The sequence below is a fragment of the Geminicoccus harenae genome (assembly GCF_019800005.1).
Taxonomy (GTDB): domain Bacteria; phylum Pseudomonadota; class Alphaproteobacteria; order Geminicoccales; family Geminicoccaceae; genus Geminicoccus; species Geminicoccus harenae.
Genome location: NZ_JABGCL010000049.1, coordinates 1 through 22257 on the forward strand (window position 1 = coordinate 1; position 22257 = coordinate 22257).

Consider the following 22257-nt stretch of genomic DNA (forward strand, 5'->3'; position numbering starts at 1 on the left):
GACCAGCTGAGCGGTGGGGCGGGCGACGACACCATCCTGGGTGGCGACAACCGCGACCGGATCTGGGGCGATGCCGGCAATGATCAGCTCTATGGCCAGCATGGGCCGGACGACCTGTATGGCGGGCTCGGCAATGACCTGCTGATGGGCGGCGACGGCAACGACACGCTCGACGGCGGTGAGGGCGACAACCGTCTCGAAGGCGGCGCTGGTGACGACCAGGTCAGTGCGGACACCGGCAACGATCTGATCTTTGGCGGAGACGGCAACGACTACATCGCACCCGGTGGTGGGACTAACGTGGTCTATGCCGGTGCTGGCAATGACAAGATCGAGATGCCGTACAACGACTGGGACATCGATCCGGAATATGATGGCACGAACCCCAGCGCCGGCTCGATGGTCCTATTCGCCGGCGACGGCGATGACGAGGCCTTGGGTGGCTCCTTGGACGACAACATGCGTGGCGAAGCCGGGAACGACATCCTCTCCGGCGGCTATGGCAACGATCGCCTCGACGGTGGTGATGGCGACGACTACCTCTTCGGAGACTTCGGCGCCGACCGCATCTTGGGTGGTGATGGTGACGACCACATCAACAGCGGCTCGTTCTCGAATGGCATCATGCACGGTTCCAGCAGTCCGGGCGACGTGGCCGAGGCTCTTGCTACAAGTGAGAGATCGATTCTATCCGGCGGGGATGGGGATGATCTATTTAACTATCACATGTATTGGAATGACGAGATCATCGAAGGTCCGCAAGCCCAGTTCCGTATGGTCAACGATCTGATCGCTGACTTTGAGGACGGAGACAAGTTATTTATTTACTGGGATAACCATTCACCCACCGACGATTTCGTAGAATATTATAGATTCTCATTCGGTGATCTTGATACGAACAATGATGGTATCGCGAACGGGCTGGACCATGCGATCAGCATCAGTAAGGCATCGTTCAATGGTGAGACCCGCGACAGCCTGATGATCGATCTGGGCGAGTTCTTCGGCTCGATCAGCATGAAGTATACGGGCGAGCGGGCCGTGGAAATCGGCCATCCGGCCAGCCTGCCGCCGACCGGGGTGAACATGGGCAATGGCTCCGTCACCCTGTTCGGCGTGACCAGCCTCACCGCGAGCGACTTTGTCGTAAGCTAAGGAGGGCCGCCATCCTCGGCGGCGCCGGATCGACCGGTCTCGCCGGCGACGTCGGCGAGCGCCGTCATGTCGGTGGCGCCCGCTTCGCCGATGACGCTGAGGGAGCCGTCCGTTTCCAGGATCACGGCGGCGGCATCTCGCACGTTGGAGACGCCGCTGCTGCGCAAGGCCGACAGGATCTCCTGCCGGGTCACGCGCTGGTGCCGCATCGCGCCCTCCAGGAAGCGGCCGCGGTGGAGCAGCAGCGTGGGCTCCGACTTTACCAGGTCGCTGAAGCGCTGCGAGCGGACCGACAGCCAGGCGACCAGATATTGCAGCCCGACCAGGAGCAGGAAGGCGAGCAGCCCCTCGACCAGCGCCACCGACTTGCTCAGCAGGACGGTGGCCAGGGTCGAGCCGAGCGCCACCGTCACGATCAGGTCGAACGCGTTGAGCTTGGCCAGGGTCCGCTTGCCGGAGACACGCAGCACCACGACCAGCGCCACATAGGCGAGCGTGCCCACCACGAGGACACGGAGCAGACCCAGCCAGGAGTCGAAGAACATGGCGCACCTTCAAGAGCGGCAGCGGGCTGCGGCAGTGCCCGTACAACCGCCGTGGCGCGCGGCCGCTCCGTCTCAGCCGTCCAGCGTGAGCCCGGTCACTTCCTCGATCACGGCGCGGATGCCCGGCGCGCAGGCGGCGGCGGGGCGGGGCTGGTCGTAGGGGTGGCCGCCTGCGGTGAAGTCGGTGACGCAGCCGCCGGCTTCCTTGACCAGGAGCAGGCCGGGCACGACGTCCCAGGCATTGGTCAGCATGGAGACGCAGGCGTCGAAGCGGCCGTCGGCGACATAGCCGAGCTTGAGGGCGGAGGAGCCCAGGCGGCGGTGGTCCATGCCCTTGCGGATCGCGGCTTCCAGCATGTCCGTATAGACCGGTGGGTCTAGCTTGAAGTTGAACGACAGCGCCATGGTGGCCTCGTCGGCCTGCGCGGTCGGGGCGCAGTGGATCCGCTGGCCGTTCAGGAAGGCGCCCTTGCCGGCCTCAGCGGTCCAGAGCTCGTCGCGGTTCGGGTCGTAGGTGAAGGCGAGGGTGGGCTTGCCGTTCTCGACATAGGCGAGGAGCACGCCCCAGTAGTCGAGCCCGGCCAGATAGTTGGCGGTGCCGTCGATGGGGTCGATGATCCACATCCGGTCCTTGGCACCGGATGCACCGAATTCCTCGCCGAGGAAGCCGTCCTCGGGGAACAGGGCGGCGATGTGCTCGCGGATGAGGGTCTCGGTCTCGCGGTCGGCGCGCGAGACCAGGTCCTGGCGGCCCTTCTTCTCGATCACGAGGTCCTTGCGGCGCCGGAACAGGTCGAGGGCGTGGGCCCCGCCCTTGCGCACGGCTTCGATGCCGGCCTGCATGCGGCGCTCGTTCGAACTCATGACGGGACATGCTCCTTGGCGAAGACCTGGTCGAGGCGGGCGATCAGGCCGGTCTGGCGATGCCGGCCGGCACCGCTCTCCACCGCGCGGCCGATGGCGTCGGGCTCGCCCAGCAGGACCACCAGGCGCCGCGCCCGCGTCACGGCGGTGTAAAGCAGATCGCGCCGCAACATGCGACCATGCTCGCGCGACAGGAGCACGATCACCGCCGGGTACTCGGAGCCCTGCGCCTTGTGGACCGTCACCGCATAGGCCGGGGTGAGCGCGTCCAGCTCGGCCCCCTCGTAGCTGAGCAGCCGGTCGTCGAACGCGGCCTGCAGCGCGTTGCGTGAGGAGTCGACCGCGACGACGCGACCGACATCGCCGTTGGACAGTTCGCGCTCGTAGTCGTTCTCGATCTGCATGACCCGGTCGCCCACCGCAAAGCGCAGCTCGCCGCGGGTGACCACGCCCACCGGGTCGGGGTTGAGCAGGGCCTGGAGGAAGCGGTTCAGCTCGATCGTGCCGAGCGCTCCGCGGTTGGTGGGCACCAGGACCTGGACGTCCTCGACCGGGTCCAGGTGGAAGGCCTTGGGCATCCGGTCGGTCAGGAGCTGCTTCAGCTTCTCGCGCGCTTCCTCCGGATTGGCGGCACGGATCGCGTAGAAGTCGCCCAGCGTCTCGCCACGGCTGGTCTCGGGCGCCTGGCCGGTGACGATCCGGTGCGCGTTGGCGATGATCCGCGACTCCGCGGCCTGGCGGAAGATCTCGACCAGGCGCACCACCGGCAGGTGGCCGCAGTCGATCAGGTCGCCCAGCACCCGGCCGGGGCCCACCGAGGGGAGCTGGTCGATGTCGCCCACCATCAGGAGCGCGGCATGGTCGGGCAGGGCATCAGTCAGAGCCGCCATCAGCTCGGTATCGACCATGGACGCCTCGTCGACCACGAACAGGTCGCCTTCCAGCGGGCGGTCGGCGTCGCGGCGAAAGCCATGGCCGGGCTCGGCTTCCAGCAGGCGGTGCAGGGTCGAGGCCTCGTGGCCGGTGCTCTCGTGCATCCGCCGGGCGGCCCGGCCGGTGGGGGCCGCCAGCACCACCCGGCCGCCGGCCCGCTCCACCGCGGCCAGGATGGCGCGCACGATCGTGGTCTTGCCGGTACCGGGGCCGCCGGTCACCACCAGGAGCCGGTTGGTGAAGGCGCGCCGCACCGCCTCCTCCTGGGAGGGGGCCAGCTCCAGCCGGAGGTACTTGGCGGAGGCCGCCACGGCAGTCGCCTCGTCGCCGCTGCGCCAGGGCGGGCCGCCTGTCGAGAGCACGGCCAGGCGCGCCGCGATCTGCCGCTCGGCCCGGTCCAGCTCGGCCAGGCCCAGCAGGTCGCCCTCGCTGGCGACCACGTGGCCGGCATCCAGCGCCCGCTCGATCCCGGCATCGGCCAGAGCCTCGTCCACGCCCAGGAGGTCCAGGAGGCGGCCGCGCAGGAAGCCGCGATGGGCCTGGGTGTCGCCATGGCCCTGCGCCAGTTCCTCCAGGACGTGGCGCAGCGCCGCGGCGACCCGGTCCGGGTCCTCCTGGGCACGGCCCAGCGCCAGGGCGAAGCGGTCGGCGGTGGCAAAGCCGATGCCGTGGACCTCGCGGGCCAGCGCCCAGGGGTCGGCGGCCAGATGGGCCACGGTGCGCGGGCCGAAGGCTTTGAGGATGCGTGCGGCCTTGGCACCGCCCAGGCCGTGGCTGTTCAGGAACAGGAGGGCCTCGCGCTCGCCGGCCAGGCCCTGCCAGGTCTCGGCGATCCGCTCGGCCAGGCGCGGCCCCACGCCCTCGACCGCGGCCAGCTCGTCCGGACGGCTCTCGATGATCTCGGGCAGACGGTCGCCGAACACCCGGACCAGCCGGTGCGCCAGGACCGGCCCCAGCCCCTTGATCCGGCCAGAGCCGAGAAAGGCGATCAGGCCCTCGCGGGTGGTGGGGGCCGCGGCGTGGACCATGCTGGCGCGGAAGCGGCGGCCCCAGCTCGGGTCGTCCTCGAAGTCGCCCAGTGCCTTGACCGCGTCGCCCTCCTGGAGTTCCAGGCCGGTGCCGACCAGCGTCACGGCATCGCCGGCCTCCGAGCGGATCCGGAGCACGGTCCAGCCGGTCTCCGCATTGCGGAACACCACCCGCTCGACCGTGCCCGCCAGCTCCTGGGCGGGCGATTCTGGCTCCGGCACCGCCACGGTCAGCCGCCGGCCTGGGTGTGGTTGCCGGTTGCGTGTGGCCGCACCCCACCGCTAGGGAGAGGCTTAGACTTGCGCGCCTGGAGATCTTCTGGATGACGGTAGAACAATGGCCGGTATGGAAGTCCGGGCTGACAGCCGTGCCGACCCTGCCGATGCCGTTCGTCGTAGGCCACCGCGGCTCCTCTGCTCACGCACCGGAAAACACCTTGTCGTCCATCCGCAAGGCCGCCGAGCAGGGCTGCCGCATGGTCGAGTTCGACGTCAAGCTCAGCCGCGACCGCGTGGCCTTTCTCATGCATGATTCCGCCCTTTCCAGGACCACCAACGGCAAGGGCTGGGCAGCCCGGCGCGACTGGGCGGAGATCCGGGAACTGGATGCCGGGTCGTGGTTCTCGCTTGAGGCCGCGGGCGAGCATCCGCCCTCGCTGGAGGAGGTGGTGGCACTGCTGGTCGAGCTGGACCTGCAGGCGAACATCGAGATCAAGCCCTGCCCGGGGCGGGACCTGGAAACCGCCGAGGTAGTGTGCGGCGAGCTGAAGCTGTACTGGCCGGACAGCAAGGCGCCGCCGCTCCTGTCCTCGTTCTCGCGCGCCTCCCTGGAGGCGGCCAAGCGGGTGGCACCTTACTGCCCGCGCGGGCTCCTGGTCGAGCGGCTGCCGCGCGACTGGCGCCAGGCGATGGAGCGCCTGGGCTGCTCCACCCTGCACATGAGCCAGAAATACGCCGACCCGGCGCGCATCGCCGAGCTCGGTGCGGAAGGCGTGCCGGTGCTGGTCTATACGGTGAACGATCCGGACCAGGCGGCCAGGCTGCGCCGGGCAGGCGCGGTGGCGGTGTTCACCGACGCGCCCGACCGGCTGCTGGCCGCGCTCGAGACGGCGTGACCGCCGCACCGGCCTGCGAGGCGGCGCCATGCCGCCTCAGTAGCGGCGCATCAGCCCGACCAGCCGGCCCTGCACCTTGACCTGGTGCGGGCCGAAGATCCGGGTCTCGTAGGTCGGGTTGGCGGCCTCCAGGGCGATGGAGGCGCCGCGCTTGCGCAGGCGCTTGAGGGTCACCTCGCGGTCCTCGATCAGTGCCACCACGATCGAACCGCTCTCCGCCGTGTCGCTGCGCTGGATCACCACGAGGTCGCCGTCCGCGATCCCGGCATCGATCATCGAATCACCGCGGACCTGCAGCACGTAGTGCTCGCCTTCGCCCAGCATGAACTGCGGCACGTCGATGGTCGTGGTGGTGTCGGCCAGCGCCTCGATCGGTGTGCCCGCGGCGATCTTGCCGTAGAGCGGCAGGTCGAGCCCGGCATGGCGCAGGGAAGAGGGCGGGGCGGCAGGTGCCCGGCTGGGCTCGGCCGGCAGCTCGCGGCGGAACCGGCCGCGCACCACGTTGACCGGCTGTTCCGCTGCAGGCTCGCCGGCCCGGTCACGCACCAGCTCGATCGCGCGGGCCCGGTAGGCCAGCCGGCGCAGATAGCCGCGCTCCTCCAGCCCGGACACCAGACGGTGGATGCCGGACTTGGACTTCAGCTCCAGCGCCTCGCGCATCTCGTCGAATGACGGATAGATGCCGTGCTTCTCGTGGTAATCCTGGATGAACAGCACGAGCTGTCGCTGACGGCCGGTGAGCACGGATGGCGACCCCAGATCAGAGTTCCGCCAAAAGAACGGAACAGGCACGAATGTTCTATGGACGTTCCCGTGTCGCGTCAATGACCGCCAGACATTTCGAGAACGCATTCAACGCATTGATGGGACGCATCGCGTTGCTGAACGAACCGGACGAGGTAAAGGTCGGGCTCAGACCGGAAACCGCGGCAGTTCGCTCAATACCTCGGCCAGCAACAGCAACTCGACCCGCGTACCGGGCTCGGCCGGCCCGGCATGGGGCGGGCGGACGATCAGCGCGTCGGACCGCGCCAGGGTCGCGAACATCGAGCTGTCCTGGCGCTGCACGGCACGCACCGCGAGGCGCCCGTCCGGCAGCTGCTCCAGCGTACCGCGCAGATAGTCCTGGCGCCGGTCGTTGGCCGGCAGCTCGTGGGCGAGTGGCAGGTGGCGGACCGGCAGTTCCGGGTCCAGGCCCAGCATCGCGCGCAGGGCACCGCGCAGGAACAGGATGGCGCAGACCGCGGAGCTTACCGGGTTGCCGGGAAAGCCGATCATGGTGGTCCGGCCGAGCCTGCCCACCATCAGCGGCTTGCCCGGGCGCATCGCAATCTTCCAGAAGTCGAGGCGCATCCCACAGGAGGTCGCGACTTCCTGGACCAGGTCGTGCTCGCCCACCGAGGCGCCGCCGCTGGTGAGCAGGATGTCGATGTCGTCCAGGTTCTGGAACGCGGCGGCCAGGGCCTGGCGTTCGTCCGGCACGATGCCGAGATCCACCGCCTCGCCGCCCCAGGCCTCGACCATGGCGGCCAGCGTGTTGGCGTTGCTGCTGACGATCTGGGCGGGGCCGGGCGTCTCGCCGGGCCGGACCAGCTCGTCGCCGGTGGACAGGATGGCGGCACGCGGGCGGCGGCGCACCGGCAGCCAGGCATGACCCGCCGTCGCGGCCAGACCCAGCTGCAAGGGCCCGAGCTGCGTACCGGCGGCCAGCGCCAGGGAGCCGGTGGTGAAGTCTAGGCCCTGGCGGCGCACGAAGCTGCCGGGTGCCACGGCTTCGGCGAAGGTGATCCGGTCGCCGTCAGCGGTGGCGTCTTCCTGGAGTGCCACGGCATCCGCGCCTTCCGGCATGGGCGCGCCGGTGAAGATCCGCACGGTCTCGCCCGCACCGAGCGCGCCGGCAAAGCCGTGGCCCGCCACCGAGCGCCCGATCAGGCGCAGGCTCTGGCCGGGCTTCGCGAGGTCGGCGCCGCGTACCGCATAGCCGTCCATCGCGGACACGGGGCAGGGCGGCTGGTCGCGGCGGGCGGTCAGGTCCTCCGCCAGCACCCGGCCGCGGGCCCGGTCCAGGGCGATCCATTCCGTGCCGGTGCGGCCCAAGCCCGCCAGGAGCCGGGCGCGCGCCTCCTCGACCGGGATCATGGCTCCGCCCGCCAGCTGCCCGAGCGGCCGCCGTCCTTTTCCATAAGGCGGATGTCCTCGATCCGCATGCCCCGGTCGATCGCCTTGCACATGTCGTAGACGGTGAGCGCCGCCACGCTGACCGCAGTCAGCGCTTCCATCTCCACGCCGGTCCGGCCGGTGACCTTGCAGACCGCCTGGATGTCCACGGCGGAGGCTGTCTCGTCTAGGCGCAGCTCGACCTTGACCGAGGAGAGCGGCAGAGGATGGCAGAGCGGGATCAGGTCGGCGGTGCGCTTGGCACCCATGATCCCGGCCAGCTGGGCGATCGCCAGCACGTCGCCCTTCTTGAAGCCGCGCTCCGCGATCCGCTGGAGGGTCGCAGGATCCATGACCACCCGGCCGGCCGCCACTGCCCGGCGCTCGGTGACGTCCTTTTCGGTCACGTCGACCATCACCGCATTGCCGGCGGCATCGAAATGGGTGAGGTCGCCACTCATGGCCGGCCCAGCAGGCGGCGGGTGGCGGCGGTGACGTCCGCCTCGCGCATCAGCGATTCGCCGACCAAGTAGGCTTTTGCGCCGGCCGCGCGCATCCGCAGGAGGTCGGCATGGGCGTAGAGGCCGCTCTCGGCCACCAGGAAGCGGCCCGGCGGCACCATGGGCGCCAGACGCTCGAAGGTGGCGAGGTCGACCTTCAGGCTCTTCAGGTCGCGGTTGTTGACGCCCAGCAGGCAGGCTTCAGGCAGGCGCAGGGCCCGCTCCATCTCGTTCGCGTCATGGACCTCGGCCAGCACGTCCATGCCGAGCTCCAGCGCCTGCGCGGCGAGCTCGGTCGCCTGGGCGTCGTCCAGGCAGGCCAGGATCAGGAGGATGCAGTCGGCCCCGAGCCCGCGGCTTTCCGCGATCTGCCAGGGGTCGAGCATGAAGTCCTTGCGCAGGGCCGCCAGGCCGGAGGCCTGGCGCGCCTGGTCCAGGAAGGCGTCGGCACCTTGGAAGTAGGGGGCGTCGGTGAGCACCGACAGGCAGCTCGCCCCGCCTTCCCGGTACGCCTGCGCCAGGCTGGCCGGGTCGAAGTCGGCGCGGATCAGGCCCTTGCTGGGCGAGGCCTTCTTCACCTCGGCGATCAGGGCATGGCCGCCGCCGTCGCAGGTGCGACGCAGGGCGGCGGCAAAGCCGCGCGGCTTCTCGTCCGGCAGCTCGGCCAGGAGCGATGCCATGCTGCGCGCCTGCTTGCCCGCGGCGACGTGCTCGCGCTTGACCGCGCAGATCTCGGCCAGGACGTCGCTCATCTGCAGCTCCGCGTGATCTCGATCATCCGCTCAAGCGCCCGTGCCGCCCGGCCCTCGTCGATTGCCGCGGCGGCCAGCCGGGCACCTTCCCGCAGGTCGCCGACCCGGTCGGCGACCAGCAGCACCGCGGCAGCACCATAGACGATCGCGTCGCGCAACGGCCCGCGCTGGCCGGCCAGTACCGCGCGCAGGGCCGCGGCGTTGAACGCCGCGTCGCCGCCCTTCAGGTCGCCGGAGCGCGCGCGCTCGATCCCGGCTTCCTCCGGCCCGACCTCGAACACGTTGACCTTCCCGTCCCTGACCTCGGCGACCAGGGAAGGGGCGGTGGTGGTCAGCTCGTCCAGCCCGTCCCGGCCATGCACCACCCAGGCGCGCTCCGCACCCAGCTGGAGGAAGGCCTGGGCGATCGGCTCGACCCAGGCGGCCGCGGCCACGCCCACCACCTGGCGCTTCACCCCGGCCGGGTTGGCCAGCGGGCCCAGGAAGTTGAAGATGTTGCGCACGCCCAGCTCGGCGCGGACGGGGGCGACATGGCGCATGGCCGGGTGGTGGTTGGGCGCCATCATGAAGCCGACCCCGGCCTCGCGGATCGCCTGCTCGACCAGCGCCGGTCCGCAGTCCAGCTTCACGCCCAGCTCGGACAGCACGTCGGACGAGCCGGACCGGGAGGTCGCCGCCCGGTTGCCGTGCTTGGCCACCGGCAGGCCGGCACCGGCCGTCACCAGCGCCACGCCGGTCGAGATGTTGTGCGTCCCGGAATGGTCGCCGCCGGTGCCGCAGGTGTCGACCGCATCGGCGGGCGCCTGGATCCGGATCATCCGGTCGCGCATGGCGGATGCGGCGGCCACGATCTCGTCGACCGTCTCGCCGCGCACCCTGAGCGCCATCAGGAAGGCACCGATCTGGGCCGGGGTGGCGCTGCCGTCCATGATCACCGAGAAGGCCTCGCGCGCCTCCGCTCCCGACAAAGGCCCGCGTTCCACGAGCTTCATCAGGATCGACTTCATGCCGTTGCCTGAAGGGGTCGTGCTCATGCCTGGCCTCCCACGCCGGCGAGTTCCAGGAAGTTGCGCAGGAGGCGCTTGCCCTCGGTGGTCTCGATGCTTTCCGGGTGGAACTGGACGCCGTGGATCAGGAACTCGCGGTGGCGCAGGCCCATGATCACCCCGTCATCGGAGCTGGCATTGGCCACCAGGCAGTCCGGCACGGTTTCCGGGACGGCGCAGAGCGAATGGTAGCGGGTGGCGGTGAACGGGTCGGGCAGGCCCTGGAACACACCGGTGCCGTCATGCGCGATCCGGTCGGTCTTGCCGTGCATCAGCCGGGGGGCCCGGGCGACCGTGGCGCCGAAGGCCTGGGCGATCGCCTGGTGGCCCAGGCAGACGCCCAGGATCGGGATGCGGCCCTTGGCGCGGTCGATCAGCTCCAGGCAGATGCCGGCCTCGTTCGGGGTGCATGGGCCAGGGGAGAGCACGATCGCTTCCGGACCCATGTCCAGCACCTGATCGACACTGAGCGCGTCGTTGCGCCAGACCTCGGCGGTGGCACCCAGCTCGCCCAGATAGTGATAGAGATTGTACGTGAAGCTGTCGTAATTGTCGACCAGCAGCAACATCTTGCCTGGATTCCGAGCAGGGGCCATCAGGACCCGAGGCTTAACCCCAGGCAGGGGCTACGTCGAGATCCTGCCGGGAAACGGCGGCCGGACGGCCGCCCTGCCGTCGATTGGGGAGCCAAGTGCGTCCAAAGCGGACTTTCATCTTTTCCAGCCATGGCCATAATGGCCAGTCAAATGCCAGCCGGTGCGGCCGCGCCGTCGTGGTCAACAGTGACAGCGCAATTTGCCGGACCAGATGAAGCTGCCGAGCCTATCCCGGAAGACCAGAAACTGGCTGAAGCGCAGCCTGCCCACCATCGCGTGGGGCGCCACGATCGCCGCCACGGCGGTGGGCTTCGTGGCGCTGACCGCCTGGGACGACGCACGCTGGAAGTCGGACTGGCAGCGCGCCGTCCATTCCGAGCGCCCGCCGGTCCTGGTGCAGCAGACCATCCCCATGCAGCAGGCAGCGCTCATGCGCGAGGCCGGCCCGATGCCGGACGCGGTCCCGGTCCGATCCCGCGCCCGTCCGGCTGAACAGCCGCCGACCCTGGCGGAGGTTCCCGAGCCGGCCGAGTTCCTGGCAGCCAGGCCAGCCGCGAGCACGGCACCCAGCACGGCGGCACTGGCCGCCGCCGGCCTGCCGGTGGCGCAACCGCCGGCTGCGGCGCTGCCGCCCCTGCTGGCCACGGCACCACCGGCTGCCCCGGCTCCGGTTGCCGCTGCCGCCCCGGCAGCACCGGCACCATCCCGGCCCGCAGCGGTGGCGATGGCTCCGGCGGCATCGCCGGCCGAGGCCGTGGCCGAGGCGGTTCCGGTGCCGGCCGAGCCCGTGGTGGTCGCCGCCGTTCCGGCTGAACCGCCGATCGAGAATAGGACCGAGGCTGCCCCGGCCGGGATCGCTTCGCTCGAGATCGTCCGGCCCGTGCCGGTGCCGGCTGACGCCGCACCGGCGGGAGCCGACCAGGTCCTGGCGGCCCTGGCACCCGCGGCCGGGCCCGAGCCGGTCGTCCCGGCGCCGCCGGATCCGTCGCCGCTGGTCCGTGAGCCGGTCGAGCCCGAGCTCCCGCCGGCTGCCGCCCAGGAGAGCGCCGCCCAGCCAGCACCCGATTTCGAGGAGCCGGGCGTGGCGCCGGTGGCACCGGTGGCCGATCCGGAGCCGCTGCCGCAGGCCGAGCCGAACCGCCGCCTGCTGATGCCGGAGCGGCTGCGCGGGCCCACGATCGCGATCGTGATCGACGATCTCGGCTACAACCGCAAGGTCGTGCGCCGCATGATCGAATCCGGCCAGGCGCTGACCCTGTCCTTCCTGCCGAGCGGGCCGGAAGTGGTGCCCTCGGCACGCGATGCCGCCCATGCCGGGCTGGACGTGCTGCTGCACATGCCGATGGAGGCCACCGGCAGCGCCAATCCGGGGCCGGGTGCGATCCGGGTCAGCATGAGCGATGCCGAGATCCGCGCCGCGGTGGACAAGGCGGTCGCCGCGGTGCCGGGTGCGGTAGGCATGAACAACCACATGGGCAGCCGCGCCACGGCGGCACCGAAGACCATGCAGGCGGTGATGGCGGCACTGGCCGGCCACGACATGTTCTTCCTGGACAGCCGCACCGTCGGGCGCAGCAAGGCCCAGGCGGTGGCACTGGGCACCGGCGTACCGGCGATCGGCCGCGACGTGTTCCTGGACAACGAGCCGACCGTCGCCGCGGTGACCCGCCAGCTCCAGTTGCTGGAGCGCCGGGCGCGGGCGCACGGCTATGCAGTGGCGATCGGCCATCCGCACCGCGAGACCGTGGATGCGCTGATGGCATGGCTGCCGGAAGCCGAGGCGCGCGGGGTGCGGCTGGTCCCGCTGAGCAGGCTCGTCCCGATCGACACCTGCCGGAACGACGCGGCCACCGCGTTCGACTGCGCGGCACCCGGGAGCGACGAGCGGCTGGCGGCCAAGGCGCTGGCGAACTGAGACCCGCGGGCCGGACGCCCCGCGCGTCCGGCCGGAAGCCTTGCCGTTCAGTTGGCCCGGTCGTTGGCCAGCGCCACCGCGTCCTCCGCGGCGCGGATCAGTGCCTTGGCCTTGTTGCAGCTTTCCTGATACTCGGCCTCGGGGTCGCTGTCGGCGACCACGCCGCCGCCGGCCTGGACGTACATGCGCCCGTCCTTGAGCAGCGAGGTGCGGAGCGCGATGCAGCTGTCCATGTTGCCGTCGGCGCCGAAATAGCCGACCGTGCCGCCATAGAAGCCGCGCCGCTCCGGCTCCAGCTCCTCGATGATCTCCATGGCGCGGACCTTGGGCGCGCCGGAGACGGTGCCGGCGGGAAAGCCGCCGATCAGCGCGTCGAGCGCGTCCCGGTCGGGCCGGATCCTGCCCTCGACATTGCTCACGATGTGCATGACGTGGGAGTAGTATTCCACGACCATCTTCTCGGTGACGCGCACCGTGCCGATCTGTGCGACCCGGCCCACGTCGTTGCGGCCGAGATCCAGCAGCATCAGGTGCTCGGCCAGCTCCTTGGGGTCGCTCAGGAGGTCGGCGGACAGGGCCGCGTCCTCCGCGCGGTCGACGCCGCGCCGGCGCGTGCCGGCGATCGGGCGGATGGTGACGGTGCCGTCGCGCAGCCGCACCAGGATCTCGGGCGAGGAGCCCACGAGCTGGTAGCCGTCCAGGTCCAGGTAGAACAGGAAGGGCGAGGGGTTCAGGCGGCGCAGCGAGCGGTAGAGATCGAAGGGCGGCAGGGTGAAATCGGCGGTGAAGCGCTGGGAAGGTACCACCTGGAAGATGTCGCCGGCCGCGACATACTCCTTCGCCGCCGCCACCATCGCATGGTAGTCGGCCCGGCTCATGTTGGGTACCGGCACGATCTCAGGTGCCTGCGCGGCGCGCCGCTCATGCGCCACCGGCCGCTCCAGCTCGGCCAGTGCCTCGGCCAGCCGGTCGCAGGCGGCCTCGTAGGCGGCAGCGGCGGAGACGCCGGGTTTCGGCCAGACCGGGGTGATCAGGGTCATCCGGTCGAACACGTTGTCGAACACGCAGACCAGGGTCGGGCGCAGGAACACCGCGTCCGGCAGGCCCAGCCGGTCCTGGTTCTTTTCCGGCATCCGCTCCATCAGCCGGACCATGTCGTAGCTCATCTGGCCGAACAGGCCGGCGGACATGGGCGGCAGGCCCGGTGGCAGGTCGATGCGGCACTCGCCGATCAGGCGGCGCAGGGAGGGGAGCGACGGCTCGTCCAGCGGCCGGAAGTCCCGGGGCTCCTTTGCGAAGTTCCGGTTGATCTCGGGCCGGTCGCCGAAGCAGCGCCAGATCAGGTCGGGCTTGACCGCGATCACCGAGTAGCGGCCGCGCACCGCCCCGCCTTCCACGCTTTCCAGCAGGATCCCGTAGGGCCGGCCTTCCCCCAGCTTCATCCAGGCCGAGACGGTGGTCTCCAGGTCGGCGGGGATCACCGTCCAGACCACGGCAGGCGCGCCGCGGTCATAGGTCGTCGTGAACTCGGCGGAATCGGGCAGGGTCTTCAAGGCGGCACACTCGATCGGGGCGGGAACGGCTCAGGCGCTGGAACGGGATCCGTCGGGCGTCACCATCGCCGGGACTCGGCCGCCGCGGTGGAACCGGCCCCGGCCGTGGCGTGCGGACGGTTCACTGCGGCTGCCCGTCGGTGCGCAGGAAGGTGGCCAGTGCCCGCTCATGGACCACGGGCGGGAAACGCTGGCGCAGCGCCTGGTCGTACTGGTCAGCGAGATCGGTCGCCATCTCGCTGGTGATCTCGCCCTGGAGCGCGTCGCCGGGCTCGCCCTCTGCCGGGATGACCCGATCGACCACCACGAAGCCATAGCCGTTCGGCAGCTCCAGCGGTGCCTCGGGCGGCTGGCCGACCGTGCTGGCGAACAGCCGCTCGACCGTCTGCGGGCCGAGCTCGCCGGTCTCGCCCATGTCCGTGCGCTTGACCGGCCCGATCGCCACGACCGCGGCAGCCGGCTGGCCGGCAACGGCCTCTTCCAGGCTCTTGCCGGACAGCACTTCCGCGTGCAGCGCCTTGGCCACCTCCTCGGCGCGCTTCTTCCGCGCCTCCGCCAGCCAGGCCTCCTGCACCTCGTCCTGCACCTCGTCCAGGCGGCGGTCGCGCTCCGGCTCGATCGCATCCACCTGGACCAGAAAGGCCCCGCCGTCCGCCAGGGTCTCCATGGGCGAGATCACGCCCTGACTGGTGGCGAACGCCGTCTGGAGCACCTCGTCCGGCAGCACCGGCTCGATCAGTTCCCCCGACGGATCGTTGCCGACCTGGTCGGTCTTCTCGATCCGGCGCGCCGTGAAGCCGCTGGCCTGCGCCGCCTCTTCCAGGCTCGCACCTCCGGCGATCTGGTCCTGCACGACATTCTCCAGGCTCGGCAGGTCGTCGGCGGCCTGGGCCAGAGCCAGCTCGTCGTGCAACTGGTCACGGACCTCCTCGAACGGCCGCCGGCGCTCCGGCTCCTCCGTCCGGACCACGAACATCACGGTGTTGCCGAAGCCGGTCTGGGTGATCTCGCTGACCCCGCCCACCGGGGCGGCGAAGATCACGTCCTCCACGACCCGGTCGGGAAAGCCGCCCCTCGCGACGCTGCCCAGGTCCTGGACCTGCACTCCGCGCCCGGCCAGCTCCGTCGCGACCGCCTCGGCCGGCTCGCCGGCCTGGATCCGGGTGCGCACCTCGCCGAGCGTGGCCTCGTCCGGCCCGTTGATCTGCAGCACGGCGCGGCTGGCGGGCTCGGTGAACTGCTGGACGCGCTCGTCATAGGCGGCGCGCAGCCGGTCCTCGGGGATCTCGATCTCCGGCGCCAGGTCCTCCGGGCGCATGGTGACCAGGGTGATGGTGCGATACTCGGGTGCCCGGTACTCGGCCTGGTGCTCCCTCAGGAACGCCGCCAGCGCCGCCTCGTCGGGCTCGGCCACCCCGTCCACCGCGTCGGCCCGCACCTCCAGCACCCGGCCCTCGCGCTGCTCCTCGCGATGACGGTGCAGCAGGTCCAGCCCGGTGGCGGGCGGGGCGGCCGCGGCCGTCACGCTGTCGACCAGGAGCCGGCGCAGCTCGCCCAAGCGGACCAGTTGCAGATAGCCCTGCTCGGTCATGGCGTTGGCGCGCAGCAGCTCGTCGAAGCGCTGCTTGCTGAAGCGGCCGCCCACCTGGAAGACCGGGTTGGCCGCGGTGATCCGCGCCAGGGTCGTGTCGTCGACCTCGATGCCCAGCGCCCGGGCATGGGCCTCGATGGTCCGGTCGGTGATCAGCTCCGCCAGCACGCGCTGGCCCAGGCCCATCGCCATGGCCTGATCGCGTTCGATGAAGCGGCCGGAGCGCTGGCGCAGCTCGCGCAGCTCCTGCTCGAGCCGGCTCTCGGCCTGCGGCAGGGTCACCTCGAACTGGTCGACCGTCACCAGCGTGTTGCCGCCAGTGCCGCCGCGGAACACGTCGCCGATGCCCCAGACCGCGAAGCTCAGGACCAGCAGGCCGACGAAGACGGCGACGATCGCCTTGACGATGGACTTCTTGAGCTTCTCGAACATGTGACCGGCGATCTTCCTGGCAGTCGGCCGCTTGGCATGAGGAGACAGCACGGGCGGACCGGTGCTGCCGAGACGGAACCGCGCGGAACATAGCCATGCGGGGTGGGTCGGGCAACGCGGCCTTGCGCCGGCAGCGGGCCGGGGACGCGGCGGGCCCCAGGTCGGCCAGGCCGCAGGCCCGGCGACGGTTCGGGCCGGTCACACATGGCAGCCTGCTTGCGGCCGGGGGTGGCGGGGCCGCCGGCCGTGTGCTATCCGCGCCGCCGTCGCCACACAAATCGTGAAGCTCGCACCCAAGAAGCGTGGAGCCCGCAGCGTCGCGCCCGGCTGGCCGCCCGCCGCTGCGCTTCGCCCTGGCCCGATGGAGTTCGTCATGCCCTCGCGGCGCCCGCTGGTGTTCGGCAATTGGAAGATGAATGGCTTGGCCGCGGACGCGCAGGCGCTGGCTGCCGCCCTGGCCGAAGCCGGGCGGCCGGAGGCCGGCACGCTCGCCGTGTTCCCGCCCTTCACCCAACTGGCGCAGGTGGCAGCACAGCTTCGCGGCAGCGGCATCATCGTCGGCGCGCAGGACTGCCACGAGGCGGCCAAGGGCGCGTTCACCGGCTCGGTGAGTGCGGCCATGGTCGCCGATACCGGTGCCACGGCGGTGCTGCTCGGCCATTCGGAACGCCGCCACGGGTTGGGCGAGACCGACGCGCTGGTGCGCGCCAAGGCGGAGGCGGCGGTGGAAGCGGGGCTCGGGACGCTGGTCATCTGCATCGGCGAGACCGAGGCGGAATATCTGGATGGCCGGACCCTGGCCGTGCTGGACCGCCAGGTCGAGGGCTCCATCCCGGCCGGCATCGACGCGGCGCGGCTGGTGGTCGCCTACGAGCCGGTCTGGGCGATCGGCACCGGGCGCACGCCCACGACCGAGGAGATCGCGCAGGTCCATGCCCATCTGCGCGGCAAGCTGGTCGGGCAGCTGGACGAGGCCGGTCGCGACGTGCCGATCCAGTATGGCGGGTCGGTCAAGGGGTCGAACGCGGCCGCGATCCTCGGCGTGCCGGACGTGGATGGCGCGCTGGTCGGCGGCGCCAGCCTGGATCCGGCCGAGTTTCTCAAGATCTTCACCGCGGGCGGCGGGCGCTTGGCCCGGCCCGGGAGCTGACAGCATGCAGACCGTCGTTCTGGTCATCCATCTCCTGATCGCGATCGCCCTGGTGGGGCTGGTGCTCATCCAGCGCAGCGAGGGCGGCGGCCTCGGCCTGGGTGGTGGCGGTGGTGGCGGCGGCTTCATGACCGCGCGCGGCACCGCCAACCTGCTCACCCGCTCGACCGCGATCCTGGCCGGGTGCTTCGTCCTGACCAGCCTGGTGCTGGCGATCCTGTCCGGAACGGGCACCTCGTCGCGCTCGATCTTCGACAGCCTGCCCCAGGAAGAGACGGCACCGGTCGAAGAGCCGCAGCCGGCTGCGCCCACCGGCCCGGCCGCTCCGCTCGCCCAGTGAGGTGCCGCGGGCGTCGCTGGCGGCGCCCGCCGGCGCCCGATCCGCAAACCTGCCGCTGGTGGCTTGCCAGCGGCCGATCGCACGTGGAAACTAGAGGCCGATGACGCGCTACGTCTTCATCACCGGCGGCGTGGTCTCCTCGCTCGGCAAGGGCCTGGCAGCCGCCGCACTCGGAGCGCTCCTGCAGCTCAGGGGCTACCGCGTCCGTCTCCGCAAGTTCGACCCCTACCTCAACGTCGACCCGGGCACGATGAGCCCGTACCAGCACGGCGAGGTGTTCGTCACCGAGGATGGGGCCGAGACCGACCTGGATCTGGGCCATTACGAGCGCTTCACCGGCGTCTATGCGCGCGGCAGCGACAGCACGTCGTCCGGCCGGATCTATTCGCGCGTGCTGGAGCGCGAGCGGCGCGGCGACTACCTGGGCGGCACCGTGCAGGTGATCCCGCACGTCACCGACACGATCAAGGAAGCGATCCAGGGCGATACCGGCGATGCCGACATCGTACTCTGCGAGATCGGCGGCACGATCGGCGACATCGAGGGCCTGCCCTTCCTGGAGGCGATCCGCCAGGTCGGCTGGGAGCTGGGCTCTGAGCGGACCTGCTTCGTCCACGTGACGCTCGTGCCGTTCTTGGCCTCGGCCAAGGAGCTGAAGACCAAGCCGACCCAGCATTCGGTGCGGGAGCTGCGGGCACTCGGCATCCAGCCGGACGTGCTGGTCTGCCGTTCCGAGCATCCGATCTCGCACGACGCGCGGCGCAAGATCGCGATGCAGTGCTCGGTGCGGCCGGAAGCGGTGATCGCCGCCCTGGACGCGCGCTCGATCTACGAGGTGCCGATCCTCTACCACCAGGAGGGCCTGGACGTTCAGGTCCTCAAGGCGCTGGGCCTGCCGCACGAGCACGAGCCGGACGTCGACACCTGGCGCGCCATTACCCATGCGATCGAGCGGCCGGAAGGCGAGGTGACCATCGGCATCGTCGGCAAGTATGCCGGCATGGCCGATGCCTACAAGTCGCTGGGCGAGGCGCTGGTCCATGGCGGGATCGCCAACCGGGTGAAGGTGAACCTGCGCTGGATCGAGGCGGAGCAGGTCGGCGGCCAGCACGGCCATCATGCCCTGGACGGCTGCTCCGCGGTGCTGGTGCCGGGCGGGTTCGGCGAGCGTGGCGTGGACGGCAAGATCGCCGCGATCAGCTATGCGCGCACCGAGAAGCTGCCGTTCTTGGGCATCTGCTTCGGCATGCAGCTCGCCTGCATCGAGGTCGCGCGCCACGTGGCCGGGATCAACGGCGCCTCGTCGACTGAGTTCGGCCCCTGCGCCGACCCGATCGTGGGCCTGCTCACCGAGTGGGAGCGGGACGGGCGACGGGAGCGGCGGGTGCAGGGCGGGGCACTTGGCGGCACCATGCGGCTGGGCGGCTATCCCGCCCATCTGCAGGAAGGCAGCCTGGCAAGGCGGATCTATGGCGCTCCGGTCATCTCCGAGCGCCACCGGCACCGCTACGAGGTCAATGTCGAGTATCGGGAGCGGCTGGAGGCGGCCGGGCTGATCTTCACCGGCCTGTCGCCGGACGGGATCCTGCCGGAGATCGTCGAGATCCCGGATCACCCCTGGTTCGTCGGCGTGCAGTTCCACCCCGAGTTCAAGTCGCGCCCGTTCGCGCCGCATCCCCTGTTCGCCTCGTTCATTGAGGCGGCGGTGCGCCAGTCCCGCCTGGTCTGAGCCGCGTCGGCACGTGCAAGCAGCGAAAGGGTCCTGTCATGCAGCATGAGGTGACGGCCGGGCCGGTGACGTTTGGCCGGAGCAGGCCGTTCGTCCTGATCGCCGGGCCCTGCGCCATCGAGAGCCGCGACCATGCCCTGTTCATGGCCGATGCGCTGGTGCAGCTCACCACCCGGCTGGAGGTCCCGTTCGTCTTCAAGTCGAGCTTCGACAAGGCGAACCGGACCAGCGGCGGGGCGGCCCGCGGCGTGGGCATGGCCAAGGGGCTGGACATCCTGGCCGAGGTCAAGGCCAGGCATGGCTGCCCGGTGCTCACCGACATCCATGAACGCCAGCAGTGCCAGCCGGTCGCCGAGGTGGTGGATATTCTCCAGATCCCGGCCTTCCTGTCGCGGCAGACCGACCTGCTGGTCGCCGCTGCCGAGACCGGCGCGGTGGTGAACGTCAAGAAGGGGCAGTTCCTGGCTCCCTGGGACATGAAGAACGTCGCGCGGAAGCTGGAGGATGCCGGGGCGAAGGGCATCCTGCTCACCGATCGCGGCACCTCGTTCGGCTACAACACGCTCGTCACCGACTTTCGCGGCCTCACCTATCTGGAGGAGACCGGCTGGCCGGTCGTGTTCGACGCCACCCATTCGGTGCAGCAGCCGGGCGGGCAGGGCGGTGCGTCCGGCGGCGAGCGCCGGTTCGTGCCGCTGCTGGCCCGCGCCGCGGTGGCGCTGGGGGTGGCCTCGGTGTTCATCGAGAGTCATGATCGGCCGGACCAGGCGATCTCCGACGGGCCGAACCAGGTGCCGCTCGACCGGATGGAGGAGGTCCTGACCGACCTCGTGACGTTCGACCACTTGGCGAAGACGCGCCCGCTCCCCAAGCTCGCCTGAGAAACCAGAGGAAATCCTGGTCATGTTCGATACCGACATCGTGGGCCTGCATGCCCGCCAGATCCTGGACAGCCGCGGCAACCCCACCGTGGAGGTGGAAGTGACGCTCGCCGAAGGAGCGCTCGGCCGCGCGGCGGTGCCGTCGGGTGCTTCCACCGGCTCGCGCGAGGCGATCGAGCTGCGCGACGGGGACAAGAGCCGCTGGCTGGGCAAGGGCGTCGGCAAGGCGGTGGACGCGGTCAATGGCGAGATCGCCGATGCGATCCTCGGCATGGACGCCACTGACCAGGAGGCGATCGACCGGACGCTGATCGAGCTGGATGGGACGGAATCGAAGAGCCGGCTGGGCGCCAACGCCCTGCTAGGCGTGAGCCTCGCCACCGCCAAGGCCGCGGCGGCGCAGCTCGGCCTGCCGCTCTACCGCTATGTCGGCGGGACCTCGGCCAGGGTGCTGCCGGTGCCGATGATGAACGTCATCAATGGCGGCGCCCATGCCGACAACCCGATCGACATCCAGGAATTCATGATCATGCCGGTGGGCGCGCCGTCCTTCTCGGAGGCGCTGCGCATGGGCACCGAAGTGTTCCACGCCCTGAAGAAGGCGCTGAAAGACGCCGGGCACAACACCAATGTCGGTGACGAGGGCGGCTTCGCGCCGAACCTGGAGAGCGCCGAGGCGGCACTCGCCTTCCTCGACAAGGCGGTGACGGCGGCCGGCTACCGGACCGGCGACGACATCGTGTTCGCCCTGGACTGCGCCGCATCCGAGTTCTTCAAGGACGGCGCCTACGACATGACAGGCGAGGGCAAGAAGATCGACAGCGCCGGCATGGTCGACTTCCTGGCCGGGCTTTGTGACAGGTTCCCGATCCATTCGATCGAGGACGGCATGGGCGAGGGCGACTGGGCGGGCTGGAAGCTCCTGACCGAGCGCCTGGGCAGCAAGGTCCAGCTCGTGGGCGACGACCTGTTCGTGACCAACCCGAAGATCCTGAAGGAAGGCATCGAGCAGGGCATCGCCAACGCGATCCTGATCAAGGTGAACCAGATCGGCACGCTGTCCGAGACGCTGGACGCGGTGGAGACCGCCAAGGTCGCCGCCTATCGCTCGGTGATGTCGCACCGCTCGGGTGAGACCGAGGACGCGACCATCGCCGATCTCGCGGTCGCCACCAATTGCGGCCAGATCAAGACCGGATCCCTGTCACGTTCCGACCGGCTGGCGAAGTACAATCAGTTACTGCGGATTGAGGAGCAACTGGGTGAGCAGGCCGTTTATCCGGGCAGGCGGGCCCTGGCGCGCGGCTGAACCCGACCCCTCTACTGGTCATGCGAGTGCAAAGGCCCGGCGGCGCATCGCGCTTCCGGGCCTTTTTCGTGTCCTGGGCCGGATGCTTCCGCGCGAGGCTGGGATCTTCGCCGGGAGGGTGGAAATATATTACAGGAAACCTTGAAAGTTGTTGCAGAGGTACGCCACCCTGGCGCCTCGTAAAGGCTCGTTGTTGTTGAATGTCTTTAGAGCCTATGTGAGAAGATTGTGAGCTGCTTTTCCTGAACGCCGTGTAATGAAAAGAACAGGACCTACGTCTACTGCGACCTCCGGATTAATAGGATGTCACATAGGCCCGGAATCACCGAGAATTGGTTTACCGCCCGGGAACCACGTGTCAGATCATCTAACAGATCAGGTGCTGATCCGTTCCCGCCCAGCAACAGGCTAAAGCCATCCGTGCTGGGTACCGGCACGAAGTGGCGGGCGGCGCAGCACTGAGCTTGAAACCTGCAATTGTCCTGGGGGGGACATCATGCGCAGCCGTATTGCGGCCGTTCTCGCGGCCGCTGGAATCGCGCTCGGCTCACTGGTGGCCATCGCGCCGACTCCCGCCGAAGCTAAGAACAAGCCGGTCTATGACGGGTTCCGCTACAACAAGAAGCCCAACGTGTCCGGCTGCGGCCTGACCTCGATCAAGATCTT

The 22257-nt window shown here is 70.0% G+C and carries 19 protein-coding genes; 8 read left to right on the forward strand and 11 right to left on the reverse strand.

Annotated features, from left to right (window positions below; translation table 11 throughout):
- Positions 1-1155, forward strand: a 1155-nt coding sequence (locus HLA95_RS24660) for a calcium-binding protein (protein WP_222184849.1), incomplete at its 5' end; no start/stop codon positions are given.
- Here HLA95_RS24660 and HLA95_RS24665 read toward each other — a convergent pair.
- From HLA95_RS24665 to recD2, 3 genes are all read right to left on the reverse strand, one after another.
- On the reverse strand, positions 1152-1700 hold the full coding sequence (locus tag HLA95_RS24665; RefSeq protein WP_191061336.1) for a DUF421 domain-containing protein: 549 nt from the start codon (positions 1698-1700) through the stop codon (positions 1152-1154). The genes HLA95_RS24660 and HLA95_RS24665 overlap by 4 nt on opposite strands.
- 72 nt (positions 1701-1772) lie before the next feature.
- Entirely contained in the window at positions 1773-2564 is a 792-nt protein-coding gene (locus HLA95_RS24670) for an inositol monophosphatase family protein (RefSeq protein WP_191061335.1), read from the reverse strand.
- On the reverse strand, positions 2561-4753 hold the full coding sequence (recD2, locus tag HLA95_RS24675; RefSeq protein ID WP_222184851.1) for an SF1B family DNA helicase RecD2: 2193 nt from the start codon (positions 4751-4753) through the stop codon (positions 2561-2563). The genes HLA95_RS24670 and recD2 overlap by 4 nt, the downstream gene beginning before the upstream one ends.
- Positions 4754-4848: 95 nt before the next feature.
- Here recD2 and ugpQ point away from each other — a divergent pair, with 95 nt between their 5' ends.
- Positions 4849-5640: a glycerophosphodiester phosphodiesterase gene (gene ugpQ, locus HLA95_RS24680; protein ID WP_255592223.1), complete on the forward strand. Its 792-nt coding sequence runs from the start codon at positions 4849-4851 to the stop codon at positions 5638-5640.
- A 36-nt stretch (positions 5641-5676) separates the two neighbouring features.
- Here the strand turns inward: ugpQ and lexA are convergent, their stop codons facing one another.
- The 6 genes from lexA to HLA95_RS24710 all read right to left on the reverse strand — a co-directional run bounded on the left by lexA (position 5677) and on the right by HLA95_RS24710 (position 10664).
- Positions 5677-6384 (reverse strand): transcriptional repressor LexA, encoded by a 708-nt coding sequence (gene lexA, locus HLA95_RS24685; protein WP_222184853.1) that lies wholly within the window; start codon positions 6382-6384, stop codon positions 5677-5679.
- 168 nt (positions 6385-6552) lie between these two features.
- Complete coding sequence (locus tag HLA95_RS24690; protein ID WP_222184855.1) at positions 6553-7779, reverse strand: molybdopterin molybdotransferase MoeA; 1227 nt, start codon at positions 7777-7779, stop codon at positions 6553-6555.
- Complete coding sequence (gene moaC, locus HLA95_RS24695; RefSeq protein ID WP_191062364.1) at positions 7776-8258, reverse strand: cyclic pyranopterin monophosphate synthase MoaC; 483 nt, start codon at positions 8256-8258, stop codon at positions 7776-7778. The genes HLA95_RS24690 and moaC overlap by 4 nt, the downstream gene beginning before the upstream one ends.
- Positions 8255-9049 (reverse strand): indole-3-glycerol phosphate synthase TrpC, encoded by a 795-nt coding sequence (trpC, locus tag HLA95_RS24700; protein ID WP_191062363.1) that lies wholly within the window; start codon positions 9047-9049, stop codon positions 8255-8257. The genes moaC and trpC overlap by 4 nt, the downstream gene beginning before the upstream one ends.
- Positions 9046-10083: an anthranilate phosphoribosyltransferase gene (gene trpD, locus HLA95_RS24705; RefSeq protein WP_222184857.1), complete on the reverse strand. Its 1038-nt coding sequence runs from the start codon at positions 10081-10083 to the stop codon at positions 9046-9048. Before trpD ends, trpC begins: the two co-directional genes overlap by 4 nt.
- The gene (locus HLA95_RS24710; RefSeq protein WP_191062078.1) at positions 10080-10664 is read right to left on the reverse strand and encodes an anthranilate synthase component II; all 585 of its coding nucleotides are present in this window, start codon (positions 10662-10664) and stop codon (positions 10080-10082) included. The genes trpD and HLA95_RS24710 overlap by 4 nt, the downstream gene beginning before the upstream one ends.
- Before the next feature lie 238 nt (positions 10665-10902).
- On the opposite strand from HLA95_RS24710, the gene HLA95_RS24715 reads away from it, so the two are divergent.
- Complete coding sequence (locus HLA95_RS24715) at positions 10903-12606, forward strand: divergent polysaccharide deacetylase family protein (RefSeq protein ID WP_222184859.1); 1704 nt, start codon at positions 10903-10905, stop codon at positions 12604-12606.
- 47 nt (positions 12607-12653) lie between these two features.
- Here the strand turns inward: HLA95_RS24715 and trpE are convergent, their stop codons facing one another.
- Entirely contained in the window at positions 12654-14159 is a 1506-nt protein-coding gene (trpE, locus tag HLA95_RS24720) for an anthranilate synthase component I (protein ID WP_191061297.1), read from the reverse strand.
- Positions 14160-14280: 121 nt separating this feature from the next.
- Positions 14281-16182 (reverse strand): peptidylprolyl isomerase, encoded by a 1902-nt coding sequence (locus tag HLA95_RS24725; RefSeq protein WP_222184861.1) that lies wholly within the window; start codon positions 16180-16182, stop codon positions 14281-14283.
- A 373-nt stretch (positions 16183-16555) separates the two neighbouring features.
- On the opposite strand from HLA95_RS24725, the gene tpiA reads away from it, so the two are divergent.
- The 5 genes from tpiA (at position 16556) to eno (ending at position 21591) form a co-directional block, all read left to right on the forward strand.
- Positions 16556-17332 (forward strand): triose-phosphate isomerase, encoded by a 777-nt coding sequence (tpiA, locus tag HLA95_RS24730; RefSeq protein ID WP_191062586.1) that lies wholly within the window; start codon positions 16556-16558, stop codon positions 17330-17332.
- A 4-nt stretch (positions 17333-17336) separates the two neighbouring features.
- Entirely contained in the window at positions 17337-17672 is a 336-nt protein-coding gene (gene secG / locus HLA95_RS24735; protein WP_222184863.1) for a preprotein translocase subunit SecG, read from the forward strand.
- Between the two features lie 100 nt (positions 17673-17772).
- Positions 17773-19401, forward strand: a complete 1629-nt coding sequence (gene pyrG / locus HLA95_RS24740; protein ID WP_191061821.1) for a CTP synthase — start codon at positions 17773-17775, stop codon at positions 19399-19401.
- A 38-nt stretch (positions 19402-19439) separates the two neighbouring features.
- On the forward strand, positions 19440-20282 hold the full coding sequence (kdsA, locus tag HLA95_RS24745; RefSeq protein WP_222184865.1) for a 3-deoxy-8-phosphooctulonate synthase: 843 nt from the start codon (positions 19440-19442) through the stop codon (positions 20280-20282).
- 22 nt (positions 20283-20304) lie between these two features.
- Positions 20305-21591 carry a phosphopyruvate hydratase gene (eno, locus tag HLA95_RS24750; RefSeq protein WP_191061921.1) on the forward strand — a complete coding sequence of 429 codons (1287 nt, stop codon included), beginning with the start codon at positions 20305-20307 and terminating at the stop codon, positions 21589-21591.
- The last annotated feature ends 666 nt before the right edge of the window (positions 21592-22257 follow it).